The following is a 14,303-nucleotide window of genomic DNA, read 5'->3' on the forward strand; positions in this document are numbered from 1 at the left end:
TGTCACGCGGGCTACTAGATAATCGCGCGCTATGGGGATCAGCGTTCGCTGGTCCATTTTTGACTTAGGTAGAGACTTGTCCGGATCCGATTGGGGAATCATTTTGCCCCAGCGGAGTCGGAACAATGCTCGCCAACCTGGCATATAGATAGCTGGCCGTTGGTTTTTTGATCTGTTTTCGGCGAGGGTTGCTCGTGATTGTTAGTCCCTGTAATGCAGCAAAAATGTCTGCCAAACGCATGCGAAGTGCCCTGGTAGCGGGTTCGGCGCTCCTGTGCCTGCTCAGCGCCGGCCAGCTTTGGGCGTTCAATCTTGACGATGTATCAGCCAAGGCTAAAGAGCTCGCCGGGCAGAAATTCGAAGCCCCGCGCAGCAACCTGCCGAACGAATTCCGCGATATGAAGTTCGCGGACTATCAGAAAATCCGCTTCCTCACCGAAAAGGCTGAGTGGGCCGATCAGAAGACCCCGTTCAAGCTGTCGTTCTATCACCAGGGCATGCACTTCGATACGCCGGTGAAAATCAACGAAATCACGGCGAACACCGTCGAAGAGATCAAATACGATCCGACCCGCTTCGATTTCGGCGACCTCAAGTTCGACCCGAAAGCCACCGAGCAACTGGGCTACGCCGGTTTCCGTGTGCTGTACCCGATCAACAAGGCCGACAAGCAAGACGAAATCATGACCATGCTCGGCGCGAGCTACTTCCGCGTCGTTGGCAAGGGCCACACCTACGGTCTGTCGGCCCGTGGTCTGGCGATCGATACCGCGCTGCCGTCGGGCGAAGAATTCCCGCGTTTCCGCGAGTTCTGGATTCAACAGCCGAAGCCGGGCGACAAGCATCTGGTGATCTTCGCCCTGCTCGATTCGCCGCGCGCCACCGGTGCCTACCGCCTGATCCTGCGTCCGGGCAGCGACACCATTGTCGACGTCAAAGCGCAGATGTTCCTGCGTGACAAGGTCGGCAAACTGGGCATCGCGCCGTTGACCAGCATGTTCCTGTTCGGCGCCAACCAGCCGTCGAAAGTCCTCAATTACCGTCGTGAACTGCACGACTCCAGCGGCCTGTCGATCCATGCCGGCAACGGCGAGTGGATCTGGCGTCCGCTGAACAACCCGAAACACCTGGCCGTGAGCAACTTCAGCGTCGAGAACCCGCGTGGTTTCGGTCTGCTGCAACGTGGCCGTGATTTCAGCCACTACGAAGACCTCGACGATCGCTACGACAAGCGCCCAAGCGCCTGGATCGAGCCGAAGGGCGAGTGGGGCAAGGGCACCGTTGATCTGGTAGAGATTCCGACCGCCGACGAAACCAACGACAACATCGTTGCGTTCTGGAACCCGGAAACCATGCCGGAGCCGGGCAAGCCGCTGGACTTCGCCTACCGCATGCACTGGACCATGGACGAAGCGGCAATTCACGCCCCCGACAGCGCCTGGGTCAAGCAGACCCTGCGTTCGACCGGTGACGTCAAGCAGTCGAACCTGATCCGTCAGCCGGACGGCAGCGTCGCTTATCTGGTGGACTTCGAAGGTCCGTCGCTGGCCGCTCTGGCCCCGGATGCCGACGTGCGCAGCCAGGTCAGCGTTGGCGATAACGCCGAGCTGGTCGAGAACAGCGTGCGCTACAACCCTGAGACCAAGGGCTGGCGCCTGACCCTGCGCATGAAGATCAAGGACGCGAGCAAGTCCACCGAGATGCGCGCCGCGCTGGTTCAGCCAGTGGTGACCGCTGATCTGGCCAAGTCTTCGGTACCGGCGTCGAATTCGTCGGTGGCCAAGGCGGACAAGGTTGCGGCCAAGCAACAAGAGAAGGAAGACAAGGAAGCCAAGGCAGCCGACGGCAAACAGGCCGACGCCAAGCCAGCAGCAGATGCCAAGGACAAGGCCAACAAAGACGCCAAGCAGCCAGCGGCTGCGAACGCGGCCCCAGCCACACCGGAATCGGCACCGACTGAAGAAGTCCTGACCGAGACCTGGAGCTATCAGTTGCCTGCCGATGAGTAACTCTCAAGTACAGCCAGAGACTCTTTCCGAGTATCTGGCGCATCTGCCGATGACCGACGAGCAGCGCGCGGAACTCGCGGGCTGCCAGTCTTTCAGCGAGCTGCATCAACGCCTGTCGTCGCCGACGTTCGACGCCCCTGCCGAAGCCGCCCAGGCTTCGGTGGGCAAGCGCCTGACCCTGAGCACCGCCCAAGAGCTGGAAGAAGCGGAAATGCTGGTACTCGACGCCAGTGGCCGGGTCAGCCTCAAGGCAACGCCGCCGATCCGTCGGACCAAGGTCGTGCCGGAACCGTGGCGCACCAATATTCTGGTGCGCGGCTGGCGCCGTCTGACCGGGCGGACCAATCCGCCGCAGCCACCGAAAGACCAGAACGTATTGCCCGCCGCGCGCTGGCGTACGGTCGGTTCGATCCGTCGCTACATTCTGTTGCTGCTGATGCTCGGCCAGACCATCGTCGCCGGCTGGTACATGAAAGGCATCATGCCGTACCAGGGCTGGTCGTTCGTCGATCTGGACGAAGTGCTGCACCAGCCGCTGCTGCAAACCGCCACGCAAGTGCTGCCGTATGCGCTGCAGACCAGCATCCTGATCCTGTTCGGGATTCTGTTCTGCTGGGTATCGGCCGGTTTCTGGACCGCGTTGATGGGCTTCCTCGAGTTGCTCACCGGCCACGATAAATACCGTATCTCCGGCAAAAGCGCCGGCAACGAGCCGATTCCGAAAGATGCCCGTACTGCGCTGGTCATGCCGATCTGCAACGAAGACGTGCCCCGGGTATTCGCCGGTCTGCGCGCCACGTTCGAATCGGTTGCGGCCACCGGTGATCTGGATCGCTTCGACTTCTTCGTCCTCAGCGACAGTAACGACACCGATATCTGCGTCGCCGAGCAACAGGCCTGGCTGGACGTCTGCCGCGAAGCCAAAGGCTTCGGCAAGATCTTCTATCGCCGCCGTCGTCGTCGCGTGAAACGCAAGAGCGGCAACCTCGACGACTTCTGCCGTCGCTGGGGCGGTGACTACAAGTACATGGTCGTGCTCGATGCCGACTCGGTGATGAGCGGCGAGTGCCTGACCAGTCTGGTACGCCTGATGGAAGCCACGCCGGACGCCGGGATCATCCAGACCGCGCCGCGTGCGTCGGGCATGGACACGCTGTATGCACGCATGCAGCAGTTCGCCACCCGCGTTTATGGCCCGCTGTTCACCGCCGGTCTGCACTTCTGGCAGCTGGGTGAATCCCACTACTGGGGTCACAACGCGATCATCCGCATGAAGCCGTTCATCGACCACTGCGCCCTGGCGCCGTTGCCGGGCAAAGGCGCGTTCTCCGGGGCGATCCTGTCTCACGACTTCGTTGAAGCCGCGCTGATGCGCCGTGCCGGTTGGGGCGTGTGGATCGCCTACGACCTGCCGGGCAGCTACGAAGAACTGCCGCCGAACCTGCTCGACGAACTCAAGCGTGACCGTCGCTGGTGCCACGGCAACCTGATGAACTTCCGCCTGTTCCTGGTCAAAGGCATGCACCCGGTGCACCGCGCGGTGTTCCTCACCGGCGTGATGTCGTACCTGTCGGCGCCGTTGTGGTTCTTCTTCCTGGTGCTGTCCACCGCGCTGCTGGCGGTGAACACGCTGATGGAGCCGCAATACTTCCTTGAACCGCGTCAGCTCTATCCGCTGTGGCCGCAATGGCACCCGGACAAGGCGATCGCGCTGTTCTCGACCACCATCGTGCTGCTGTTCCTGCCGAAGCTGTTGAGCATCATCCTGATCTGGGCCAAGGGCGCGAAAGAGTTCGGCGGCAAGTTCAAGGTTACCCTGTCGATGCTGCTGGAGATGCTGTTCTCCATGCTGCTGGCGCCGGTGCGGATGATTTTCCACACCCGTTTCGTCCTCGCCGCGTTCCTTGGCTGGGCCGCGACCTGGAACTCGCCGCAGCGTGACGACGACTCCACGCCATGGAGCGAGGCGGTCAAGCGCCACGGGCCGCAGACCCTGCTGGGTTTCTGCTGGGCGTTGCTGGTGATCTGGCTGAACCCGAGCTTCCTGTGGTGGCTGGTGCCGATCGTCGGTTCGCTGATGCTGTCGATCCCGGTGTCGGTGATTTCCAGCCGTGTCGGTCTGGGCCTCAAGTCCCGTGACGAGAGCCTGTTCCTCATCCCTGAAGAATACAATCCGCCGCAGGCCTTGCTGGCGACCGACCAGTACACCCACGAGAACCGCTGGCACGCGCTGAACGACGGCTTCATCCGCGCCGTGGTCGATCCGCAGCAGAACGCCCTGGCGTGCTCGCTGGCGACATCCCGTCACGGACAGGCCGAGCCGATCGAGTGGCTGCGTCAGGAGCGTGTGCGTCACGCCCTGAAGGCCGGTCCGGCGGCGCTGAGCAACCATGATCGCCTGCAACTGCTGAGCGATCCGGTAGCGCTGGCGCGTCTGCACGAGCTGGTCTGGGCCGAGGGCCACAACGAGTGGCTGGATGCCTGGCGCGCTTCGGTGAAAGCCGATCCGCATGCACCGCTGCTGCCGTTGCGACCGCTGAGCATGCAGGCTCAACCGGCCTGATAAAAAAGATCGCAGCCTTCGGCAGCTCCTACAGGGGTATGTGTACCCCTGTAGGAGCTGCCGGAGGCTGCGATCTTTTGCTTTTAAAACCCTCCCGCATAAACAAATCCCCGCAAAAAACCTTGTGCAAACGGACGAGTGCGTTAGCATCCGTCCCCGAATTGGCGCACCCGGGCATTTTTGCCCATCACGGCTGGTTTTCGCGCCGCACATGCAATGGTTTTGGGGACTTGAAGATGAAGAAGTATCTGTCGATGCTGCTGGTCGGCGTCACGGCACTGGTTGCAGTCAATGCGGCGCACGCCGGTGCAATCGATGACGCGGTCAAGCGCGGCACGTTGAAAGTCGGTATGGATCCGACCTACATGCCGTTCGAAATGACCAACAAGCGCGGCGAGATCATCGGCTTCGAAGTCGACATCCTCAAAGCCATGTCCAAGGCCATGGGCGTCAAGCTGGAGCTGGTGTCCACCGGTTACGACGGGATCATTGCGGCCCTGATGACCGACAAGTTCGACATGATCGGCAGCGGCATGACCCTGACCCAGGAACGCAACCTGCGCCTGAACTTCAGCGAACCGTTCATCGTGGTCGGCCAGACCCTGCTGATCCGCAAGGAGCTGGAAGGCACCATCAAGTCCTATAAAGACCTGAACACCGCCGACTACCGCATCACCTCCAAGCTCGGCACTACCGGCGAAATGGTCGCCAAGAAACTGATCGCCAAAGCCAAGTACCACGGCTACGACAACGAGCAGGAAGCCGTGCTCGACGTGGTCAACGGCAAGGCCGATGCGTTCATTTACGACGCGCCGTACAACGTGGTCGCGGTGAACAAGGTCGGCGCCGGCAAACTGGTGTTCCTCGACAAGCCGTTCACCTACGAGCCACTGGCCTTCGGTCTGAAGAAGGGTGACTACGACAGCATCAACTTCATCAACAACTTCCTGCACCAGATCCACGAAGACGGCACCTACGATCGCATCCATGACAAGTGGTTCAAGAGCACCGAGTGGCTCAAGGACATGGAATAACGCCGGTCAGCCAGACCGCGTCGCTCCAATCGCGGGCAAGCCCGCTCCCCCCAGGTTTAGCGTCGACCGCAAAATATGTGCTCACCTAAAACACTGTGGGAGCGGGCTTGCCCGCGATGAGGCCCTTACAGGCGACACAGAATCCGGAAACTGTAAAACAGATGAAACAGAAAAAAGCCCAATGGCCCTGGCACGTCCTGACCGTGCTGGTGCTGGTCGGCCTGGCGGGTGCGTTGTATTACGCCACGTCGCTGATGTCCTACGAGTGGCGCTGGAACCGCGTGCCGCAGTATTTCGCCTATCAGGCCGAAGAAACCCAGCGCGCCGCTGACATCTCCACCGTCACCGAACTGGTGCGCAAGGGCGGCAGCGCGCAGGTCACTCTGCGCAACGACGCCGGTGACGAGCAGCACCTGACCGTCGATGAGAACAGCCTGCAATTCGCTCAGGGCGACGATGTGGCTGAAGGTGACGTCGTGGGCGTGACCCGGCATTGGGCGGCAGGTCCGCTGCTGTGGGGCCTGTGGACGACGCTGTGGCTGTCGGTGGTGTCTGGTGTGCTCGGTCTGCTGATCGGACTGGTCACCGGGCTGTGCCGCCTGTCGAGCAACCCGACCCTGCGCGACCTGTCGAGCATCTACGTCGAACTGGTGCGCGGCACGCCGCTGCTGGTGCAGATTTTCATTTTCTATTTCTTCATCGGCACGGTGATGAACCTGTCCCGGGAGTTCGCCGGGATCGCCGCGCTGTCGCTGTTCACCGGCGCCTACGTGGCGGAGATCATCCGTTCCGGCGTGCAGTCGATTGCCCGCGGGCAGAACGAAGCGGCGCGTTCGCTGGGTCTGAGTGCTGGCCAGTCGATGCGCCATGTGGTGCTGCCGCAGGCGTTCAAACGCGTGCTACCACCGTTGGCGGGGCAGTTCATCAGTCTGGTCAAAGACACTTCGCTGGTGTCGGTGATCGCGATCACCGAGCTGCTGAAAAGCGGCCGTGAAGTCATCACCACCTCGTTCTCGCCATTCGAGATCCTGTTCTGCGTTGCCGGCCTGTACCTGTTGATCAACCTGCCGCTGTCGAAAATCGCCAGTCGGCTTGAGCGGAGGCTCGCGCAAAGTGATTGAAGTCTGCGATCTGGTAAAAGTCTTCGACACCCGTGGCCAGGTAGTCCGGGCGGTGGATAACGTCACCACCTCCGTCGCCAAGGGCGAAGTGCTGGTGGTGATCGGCCCGTCCGGCTCGGGCAAGTCGACCTTCCTGCGCTGCCTCAACGGCCTGGAAGAATTCGACTCGGGCTCGGTGAGCATCGACGGCCTGCAACTGGCCGACCCGAAAACCGACGTCAACGCCTACCGCCGCGAAGTCGGCATGGTGTTCCAGCATTTCAACCTGTTCCCGCACATGACCGTGCTGGAAAACCTCTGCCTGGCGCAGAAAGTCGTGCGCAAGCGCGGGCAAAAGGAAAGCGAGGCCAAGGCCCTGGCGTTGCTGGAGAAGGTCGGTATCGCGCAGAAGGCCCGGGAATACCCGTCACGCCTGTCCGGCGGTCAGCAACAGCGCGTGGCGATTGCCCGGGCACTGGCAATGGACCCGAAAGTGATGCTGTTCGACGAACCGACGTCGGCCCTCGACCCGGAAATGGTCGGTGAAGTGCTGGATGTGATGAAGAACCTGGCTGTGGAAGGCATGACCATGGTCTGCGTGACCCACGAAATGGGTTTTGCCCGGGAAGTGGCGGATCGGGTGCTGTTCTTCGATCACGGCAAACTGCTGGAAGATGCTTCTCCGGCGGAGTTCTTCGATGCACCGAAGGATCCGCGCGCCCAGGCGTTCCTGCGGCAGGTGTTGTAACGGCGGCGTTCTTTCGGACGCCATCGCTGGCAAGCCAGCTCCCACAGTGAATGGGTTGAACACAAACTTTGTGAACGACTGGAAACCTGTGGGAGCTGGCTTGCCAGCGATAGCATCACCTCAGTCCACAGTGAACCGAGGCCAATGCATCACCTCAAACCTTGAACCGCCCCACCAGCATCTGCAGATGCGTCCCCAACCGCGCCAGCTCAACACTCGACGCCGCCGTTTCTTCACTCGCCGCCGAGGTCTGATCCGACACATCCCGCACATTCAGCACGCTACGGTTGATCTCTTCAGCCACGGCACTCTGCTGCTCGGCTGCCGCTGCGATCTGCTGGTTCATCGCCTGAATCGCCGACACGGTGCGGGTGATGCTTTCCAGTGAGCCACCGGCACGGCGGGTCAGTTCGACGCTGCTGTCGGTCAGGCTGCGGCTGTTGTCCATGATCGTCGCCACTTGCTGGGTGCCGTTCTGCAGGCCGACGATCAGCTCTTCGATCTCTTCGGTGGACTTCTGCGTGCGCTGGGCGAGGCTGCGCACTTCATCGGCGACCACCGCAAAACCACGCCCGGCTTCACCGGCCCGCGCCGCTTCGATGGCCGCGTTCAGCGCCAGCAGGTTGGTTTGCTGGGCGACGGACTTGATCACGTCGAGCACGCTGCCGATCTTGTCGCTTTCGCGCTTGAGCTCGCCCATGGCCTCGGTGGAGTGGCCGACTTCAACGGCCAGGCGCTCGATCTGCGCAATGGCTTCACCGACCACCTTGTCGCCTTCACGGGCCTGCTGGTCGGCGGCCACGGCGGCTTCGGAAGCCTCTTCGGCATTGCGCGCGACTTCCTGCACGGTGGCGGCCATTTCGTTCATGGCGGTGGCGACCTGGTCGGTCTCGACTTTCTGATTGTTGACCCCGGCGCTGGTCTGCTCGGTGACCGCCGACAGTTCCTCGGCGGCGCTGGCAATCTGCGTGACGCCGTCGCTGATGCCACCGATCAACTCGCGCAGGCCTTGGGTCATGCTCTGCATCGAACGCTGCAACTGACCGAGTTCGTCGCGGCGCTGCGAGACCAGATTGTGGGTCAGGTCGCCGGCGGCCACGCGTTCGGCGACTTTCAGGGTCTGGTTCAGCGGGATGATGATCTGCCGAGTGATCGCCCACGCGGCGAGCAAACCGAAGGCCACGGCCAGCAGGGTGGCGATGATCAACTGGTTCCTGGCGCTGGCGGCGTCGGTGTCACGTACCACGGTTTGCGATTCGGTGAGCTTTTTGCTGACGTCGAGCAGGATGTCGCCCTGCGCGGACATGCGGGCCAGGGCCTGGGCACTGGCGACCTGCGAGTCGCGGAACTGGCTGACCGCTGCGCGATAGGCCTTGAGCGAGTCGGTGGCCTGTTGCAGGTTGGCGATGTGCTGCTCAGGCAGTTTGGCCGGCAGGGTTTCGAGGTTTTTCAGGGCGTTGTCGATGGCGTCGAGTGCAGGTTGTTCGGCTTCTGTCTTGCCGCTGTAGGTGTAGCCACGCACCTGGAAGCGCGCTTGTTGAATCAGTTTGCTCAGGTCGATCACCGCGTTGAACTGCGCCACGCTATCGCCCTGGAGCATGGATTTCTCCACTTCGGCGACCTTGGCCACAGCATTGTCGGCGGTGGCGCCGAGTTTGCTGCGGGCGTCTTCGCGGTTGGCGCCGGCCTGCACCATGTCGGCGAAGGCACGCTTGTATTCGGCGACGGCGGCCAGTTGCTGATCGACCTTGGCGGCGTCGGCCGGTTGTTCGATCAGACCGCGAGCGGTTTGCAGGCCGCTGTCGAGTTTGCCCAGCAGCTCGTTGACCGCGCCCGGGCCTTGTTCGCCGCGACGCATTTCGTAGTCCAGGCGTGCCAGGCGCAGGTCCTTGGTCAGCTCGTTGAGGCTGGAGATGAACCCCAGCTTGTCGCCACGGCTGATGATGCCGCCCATGCCGGTCCAGCCGGTGAAGGTGATCAGCAGAGTGAGTAACAGCACCAGGCCGAAACCGATGCCCAGCTTGCGTTTGACGCTGACGTTCCCAAGATTCTCGGCTAACCAACGGTACATGCGACGACTCCCCTCGGACCACTAATTGGACTTATGGGGACTGTATCGGCGGGGAGATGGCAATCTGTAACCCGATTTGTCCGACACCGCCCCTGTGTAGGAGCTGCCGCAGGCTGCGATCTTTTGATCTTGCTGTTAAAAAACAAAATCAAAAGATCGCAGCCTGCGGCAGCTCCTACAGGGAGAGGTGTGTCAGAACAGGCGGGCGAGCAGGGCGGTGACGGCGGTTTCGACGCGCAGGATGCGCTCGCCCAGTTGCACCGGTTGCAAACCGGATTTACCCAGCAGGTCGATTTCGTAGGGGATCCAGCCCCCTTCGGGGCCGATCGCCAGCGTTACCGGTTCGCTCAGCGCCCGTGGGCATGGCGGGTAGTTGCCGGGATGGCCGACCAGACCGAGTGTGCCTTCGCTGATCGCCGGCAGGCGGTCTTCGACGAACGGCTTGAAGCGTTTCTCGATGATGACGTCCGGCAGCACGGTATCGCGGGCCTGCTCGAGGCCGAGGATCAGATTCTCGCGAATCGCTTCCGGCTCCAGAAACGGCGTCTGCCAGAAACTCTTCTCGACCCGATAGCTGTTGACCAGAATCACCTTCGACACGCCCATGGTCGCCACGGTCTGGAACACCCGGCGCAGCATTTTCGGCCTTGGCAGGGCCAGCACCAGGGTAAGCGGCAGTTTGGCCGGCGGTGGTTGATCGAGGCTGACGCGCAACTCGGCTTCGCCAGCCTCAAGGCGCAGCAGCTCGGCCGAACCCATCAAGCCATTGATGCGTCCCACGCGCAGACTGTCACCGACTTCCGAACGGTGAACTTCCTGCATGTGGGTCAGGCGCCGGTCACGCAGCACGACGCGGTCGGCCGCGATGAAGTCGGCCTCTTCGAGCAACAGCAGGTTCATGCCTGGGTCGCTGGCGGCTGGTCGTTGTGATCGTCGGCCGGCGTTTCGTCCGGGCGTTCACGCTTGCTGACCAGGCTGCCGAACAGAATGCCGATTTCAAACAGCATCCACATTGGCACGGCCAGCAGGGTCTGCGAGAAGATGTCCGGCGGGGTCAGGATCATGCCGACCACGAAGCAGCCGATGATCACGTACGGACGGATCTTCTTCAGGTATTTGACGTCGACCACGCCGATCCACACCAGCAGCACCACGGCCACCGGGATTTCGAAGGCAACGCCAAAGGCGAAGAACAGCGTCATCACGAAGTCGAGGTAACTGGTGATGTCGGTCATCATTTCCACGCCGGCCGGGGTGGCGGCGGCGAAGAACTTGAAGATCAGCGGAAACACGAAGTAATAGGCGAACGCCATGCCGGTGTAGAACAGCAGGATGCTCGACACCAGCAGCGGCACGGCGACGCGCTTCTCATGCTTGTACAGGCCCGGCGCGATGAAGCCCCAGATCTGATGCAGGATCACCGGGATCGCAAGGAACAGCGAGACCATCATCGTCAGCTTCAGCGGCGTCAGGAACGGCGACGACACATCCGTGGCGATCATCGTCGCACCGGCCGGCAGGTACTGGCGCAGCGGCGTCGAGACGAAGGTGTAGATCTGCTGGGTGAACGCGAACAACCCGGCGAAGATGATGAACACCGCCGCCACACAACGCAGCAGGCGGGTGCGCAATTCAGTGAGGTGCGAAACCAGCGGCATGTGCTGGTCGTTTTCGGGGAGATCGCTCATGGGGCTCGCGGCGGCAGTGTGGGGTCGTGAGGCGCAGGTGTGATCGGCGCGGCGGTTGGAGCTACGTGTTCAACCGAAGTATTTGCAGCAGCGGGCACAGGTTCGGTTGTGGCAGGTGCAGGTGCAGGTGCAGACGCAGGTGCAGCAGGCGCGGCTGGCGCATGAATCGTCTGCTCACCTACATGCTCAACCGGCGTCGGCTCCTGCTGAACCGGCGTGAAAATCTTCCGCGCCTCCTGCTCCAGCGACAGAATGTGCTCGTTGTGCAGTTGCCGACGGATCTCGTCGGCACCGATTTCACGTTCAACTTCCTGTTTGATCGCGTTGAAGCTGCGCTTCAGCCGCCCGACCCACAGGCCGGCAGTGCGCGCAGCGCCCGGCAGACGCTCGGGACCCAGCACCAGCAGGGCAACGAGGCCGACGAGCAGCAGTTCAGAGAAGCTGATACCAAACATTAGTCAGTGCTCACACGTCTTTGCGGATCGGCTCTTCGACTTTCTGCGCCTGCACGTCGATGGTGTGCGGCGGGTTGGCCTGAGCGGTGGCTTGCGGCTGCACCGGAGGCACCGGTTGCGCAGGCGTTACGGTCGGATCGGCGGCGGGTTTCTCGTCGTCGTTCATGGCTTTACGGAAGCCCTTGATCGACTCACCGACGTCGGTGCCGAGGTTTTTCAGTTTCTTGGTGCCGAACACCAGCACCACGACTACCAGAATGACGATCCAGTGTTTCCAGTCAAAAATGCCCATGTTGCTGTTCCTCTCTAAAAATTGTTCAGGCGGACGGACGCGAGGCTTTCTCGACGTGTCCGGACAGACCGAAGCGACGATCCAGTTCATCCAGCACGGCCTGCGGATGCTGCCCCAACTGGGCGAGCATGACCATGCTGTGGAACCACAGGTCGGCGGTCTCGTAGATCACATCGCTGCAGTCACCGCTGATGGCGGCGTCCTTGGCGGCAATAATGGTTTCGACCGACTCTTCGCCGACTTTCTCCAGAATCTTGTTCAGGCCCTTGTGATACAGACTAGCTACATATGAGCTGTCGGCCGCTGCGCCTTTGCGCTCTTCAAGTACCTGAGCGAGGCGGGTCAGGGTGTCACTCATGTTTGTGTCCTGCGGAATAGATGGCGTGCGGGTCTTTCAGAACCGGGTCGACCGTTTTCCAGTCGCCGTTTTCGTAGACGCGGTAAAAGCAGCTTTGACGGCCGGTATGGCAAGCGATGTCGCCAATCTGTTCGACCACCAGGATGATCACGTCGGCGTCACAGTCCAGGCGCATTTCATGCAGGGTCTGTACGTGGCCGGACTCTTCGCCCTTGCGCCACAGCTTGCCACGGGAACGTGACCAGTAGATTGCACGGTTTTCCGCAGCGGTCAGCTCCAGCGCTTCGCGGTTCATCCAGGCCATCATCAGCACGCGTCCGGTCTTGTGATCCTGGGCAATCGCCGGCACCAGGCCATCGGCGTCCCACTTGATCTCGTCCAGCCAGTTTTTCATCTTCGACTCCGACAGCGAACCCGCACTTCAATAGTCGGGTTCAGGCGTTGAAACAGTGTGCCAGCCGATCAGCGAACTGGCTATCGGCGAACGACCAGATACAAGCCGACGGCCACCATGATGCCCGCCGGCCAATGCCCCAGTTCGTGCAACGGACCACCGGCGGCGAGGATCGTCCCGCCGGCCAGATGCGCGCAACCGAGCAGGCGCAGGAACCAGTCGTCCTTGCGTTTGTGCCACGGGGGCGGCGGGTCGTAGGCGTGTGGTTGCGACATGCGTTCGAGCAGATCGCGGGCCATGTTGGCCAGATGCGGCAGCTGTTCGAACTGGCTCTGCACGTTGCCGATCAAGGCTTTGGGGCTGACGCGCTCGCGCATCCAGCGCTCGAGGAACGGCTGCGCGGTGTTCCACAGATCCAGATCCGGATACAGCTGACGGCCGAGGCCCTCAATGTTCAACAGAGTCTTTTGCAGCAGCACCAACTGCGGCTGGACTTCCATGTTGAAGCGGCGCGCGGTCTGGAACAGACGCATCAGCACCTGACCAAATGAAATATCTTTTAACGGTTTTTCGAAGATCGGCTCGCACACGGTGCGGATCGCCGCTTCGAATTCGTTGAGTTTGGTTTCCGCCGGGACCCAGCCCGAATCGATGTGCAATTGCGCCACGCGACGGTAGTCGCGTTTGAAGAAGGCGAACAGGTTGCGCGCCAGATAGTCCTGGTCTTCCGGAGTCAGGCTGCCGACGATGCCGCAGTCGATCGCGATGTACTGCGGGCTCCACGGGTTGACGGTGCTGACGAAGATGTTGCCCGGGTGCATGTCGGCATGGAAGAAACTGTCGCGGAACACCTGGGTGAAGAAGATTTCCACGCCGCGCTCGGCGAGCATTTTCATGTCGGTGCGCTGGTCGGCGAGGGTCGCCAGATCCGTCACCTGAATCCCGTAGATGCGCTCCATCACCAGTACTTTCGGCCGGCACCAGTCCCAATAGACCTGCGGCACGTAGAGCAGCGGCGAGCCTTCGAAGTTGCGCTTCAACTGGCTGGCGTTGGCCGCCTCGCGCAACAGGTCGAGTTCGTCGTAGATGGTTTTTTCGTAGTCCTGCACCACGTCCACCGGGTGCAGCAGGCGGGCGTCGGCGGAGACTTTCTCGGCGGCGCGGGCGAGGATGAACAGCCACGCCAGATCCTGGGCGATCACCGGTTTCAGGCCCGGGCGGATCACCTTGACCACCACTTCTTCGCCGGTCTTCAGTTGCGCGGCGTGCACCTGTGCCACCGAGGCCGAGGCCAGCGGTTCGACGTCAAAGCGGCTAAACACTTCGCTGATCTTCTTGCCCAGCTGCTCCTCGATCAGTTTGACCGACAGCTGCGAATCGAACGGCGGCACGCGGTCCTGCAGCAGCATCAGCTCATCGGCGATGTCTTCCGGCAGCAGGTCGCGGCGGGTCGAGAGAATCTGCCCGAACTTGATGAAGATCGGCCCCAGATCCTGCAGCGCCAGACGCAGGCGCGCGCCACGGCTCAGCTCCAGCGGCTTGCGCGGCAACCAGCGCCACGGCAGCACATAGCGCAGCGCCAGGAGAAACC

General features: G+C 61.8%; 13 protein-coding genes and 1 pseudogene. 5 read left to right on the forward strand and 9 right to left on the reverse strand.

The genetic code is table 11. From position 1 onward, the window contains the following. Positions 1-224 precede the first annotated feature (224 nt). From DBR18_RS14750 to DBR18_RS14770, 5 genes are all read left to right on the forward strand, one after another. Positions 225-2,009 carry a glucan biosynthesis protein G gene (locus DBR18_RS14750; protein WP_177482388.1) on the forward strand — a complete coding sequence of 595 codons (1,785 nt, stop codon included), beginning with the start codon at positions 225-227 and terminating at the stop codon, positions 2,007-2,009. Next, on the forward strand, positions 2,002-4,572 hold the full coding sequence (mdoH, locus tag DBR18_RS14755; RefSeq protein ID WP_108590856.1) for a glucans biosynthesis glucosyltransferase MdoH: 2,571 nt from the start codon (positions 2,002-2,004) through the stop codon (positions 4,570-4,572). Before DBR18_RS14750 ends, mdoH begins: the two co-directional genes overlap by 8 nt. A gap of 236 nt (positions 4,573-4,808) precedes the next feature. Further along, complete coding sequence (locus tag DBR18_RS14760; protein ID WP_108590857.1) at positions 4,809-5,606, forward strand: transporter substrate-binding domain-containing protein; 798 nt, start codon at positions 4,809-4,811, stop codon at positions 5,604-5,606. A 161-nt stretch (positions 5,607-5,767) separates the two neighbouring features. Next, positions 5,768-6,727, forward strand: a complete 960-nt coding sequence (locus DBR18_RS14765; RefSeq protein ID WP_108590858.1) for an amino acid ABC transporter permease — start codon at positions 5,768-5,770, stop codon at positions 6,725-6,727. Further along, positions 6,720-7,454, forward strand: a complete 735-nt coding sequence (locus DBR18_RS14770; RefSeq protein ID WP_108590859.1) for an amino acid ABC transporter ATP-binding protein — start codon at positions 6,720-6,722, stop codon at positions 7,452-7,454. The genes DBR18_RS14765 and DBR18_RS14770 overlap by 8 nt, the downstream gene beginning before the upstream one ends. Positions 7,455-7,608: 154 nt before the next feature. Here the strand turns inward: DBR18_RS14770 and DBR18_RS30300 are convergent, their stop codons facing one another. The 9 genes and pseudogenes from DBR18_RS30300 to ubiB form a co-directional block, all read right to left on the reverse strand. Beyond that, positions 7,609-8,481, reverse strand: a complete 873-nt coding sequence (locus DBR18_RS30300) for a methyl-accepting chemotaxis protein (protein WP_371915146.1) — start codon at positions 8,479-8,481, stop codon at positions 7,609-7,611. After that, a pseudogene (locus tag DBR18_RS30305) lies at positions 8,464-9,525 on the reverse strand (methyl-accepting chemotaxis protein); the annotation flags it as partial. The gene DBR18_RS30300 and the pseudogene DBR18_RS30305, both read right to left, overlap by 18 nt. A gap of 192 nt (positions 9,526-9,717) precedes the next feature. After that, complete coding sequence (locus DBR18_RS14785) at positions 9,718-10,425, reverse strand: 16S rRNA (uracil(1498)-N(3))-methyltransferase (protein ID WP_108590861.1); 708 nt, start codon at positions 10,423-10,425, stop codon at positions 9,718-9,720. After that, positions 10,422-11,213 carry a twin-arginine translocase subunit TatC gene (tatC, locus tag DBR18_RS14790; protein ID WP_047290879.1) on the reverse strand — a complete coding sequence of 264 codons (792 nt, stop codon included), beginning with the start codon at positions 11,211-11,213 and terminating at the stop codon, positions 10,422-10,424. The genes DBR18_RS14785 and tatC overlap by 4 nt, the downstream gene beginning before the upstream one ends. Next, positions 11,210-11,668: a Sec-independent protein translocase protein TatB gene (gene tatB / locus DBR18_RS14795; RefSeq protein ID WP_108590862.1), complete on the reverse strand. Its 459-nt coding sequence runs from the start codon at positions 11,666-11,668 to the stop codon at positions 11,210-11,212. The genes tatC and tatB overlap by 4 nt, the downstream gene beginning before the upstream one ends. Before the next feature lie 10 nt (positions 11,669-11,678). Then, on the reverse strand, positions 11,679-11,960 hold the full coding sequence (locus DBR18_RS14800) for a twin-arginine translocase TatA/TatE family subunit (RefSeq protein ID WP_003220847.1): 282 nt from the start codon (positions 11,958-11,960) through the stop codon (positions 11,679-11,681). Between the two features lie 25 nt (positions 11,961-11,985). Then, positions 11,986-12,318, reverse strand: a complete 333-nt coding sequence (locus DBR18_RS14805) for a phosphoribosyl-ATP diphosphatase (RefSeq protein ID WP_003220849.1) — start codon at positions 12,316-12,318, stop codon at positions 11,986-11,988. Beyond that, the gene (gene hisI / locus DBR18_RS14810; RefSeq protein WP_108590863.1) at positions 12,311-12,712 is read right to left on the reverse strand and encodes a phosphoribosyl-AMP cyclohydrolase; all 402 of its coding nucleotides are present in this window, start codon (positions 12,710-12,712) and stop codon (positions 12,311-12,313) included. Before hisI ends, DBR18_RS14805 begins: the two co-directional genes overlap by 8 nt. An 80-nt stretch (positions 12,713-12,792) precedes the next feature. Further along, positions 12,793-14,303 (reverse strand): ubiquinone biosynthesis regulatory protein kinase UbiB (gene ubiB, locus DBR18_RS14815; protein WP_256588709.1); only part of this gene is annotated, 1,511 nt, incomplete at its 5' end.

It is taken from the genome of Pseudomonas sp. HMWF021 (genome assembly GCF_003061005.1).
Lineage (GTDB): Bacteria > Pseudomonadota > Gammaproteobacteria > Pseudomonadales > Pseudomonadaceae > Aquipseudomonas.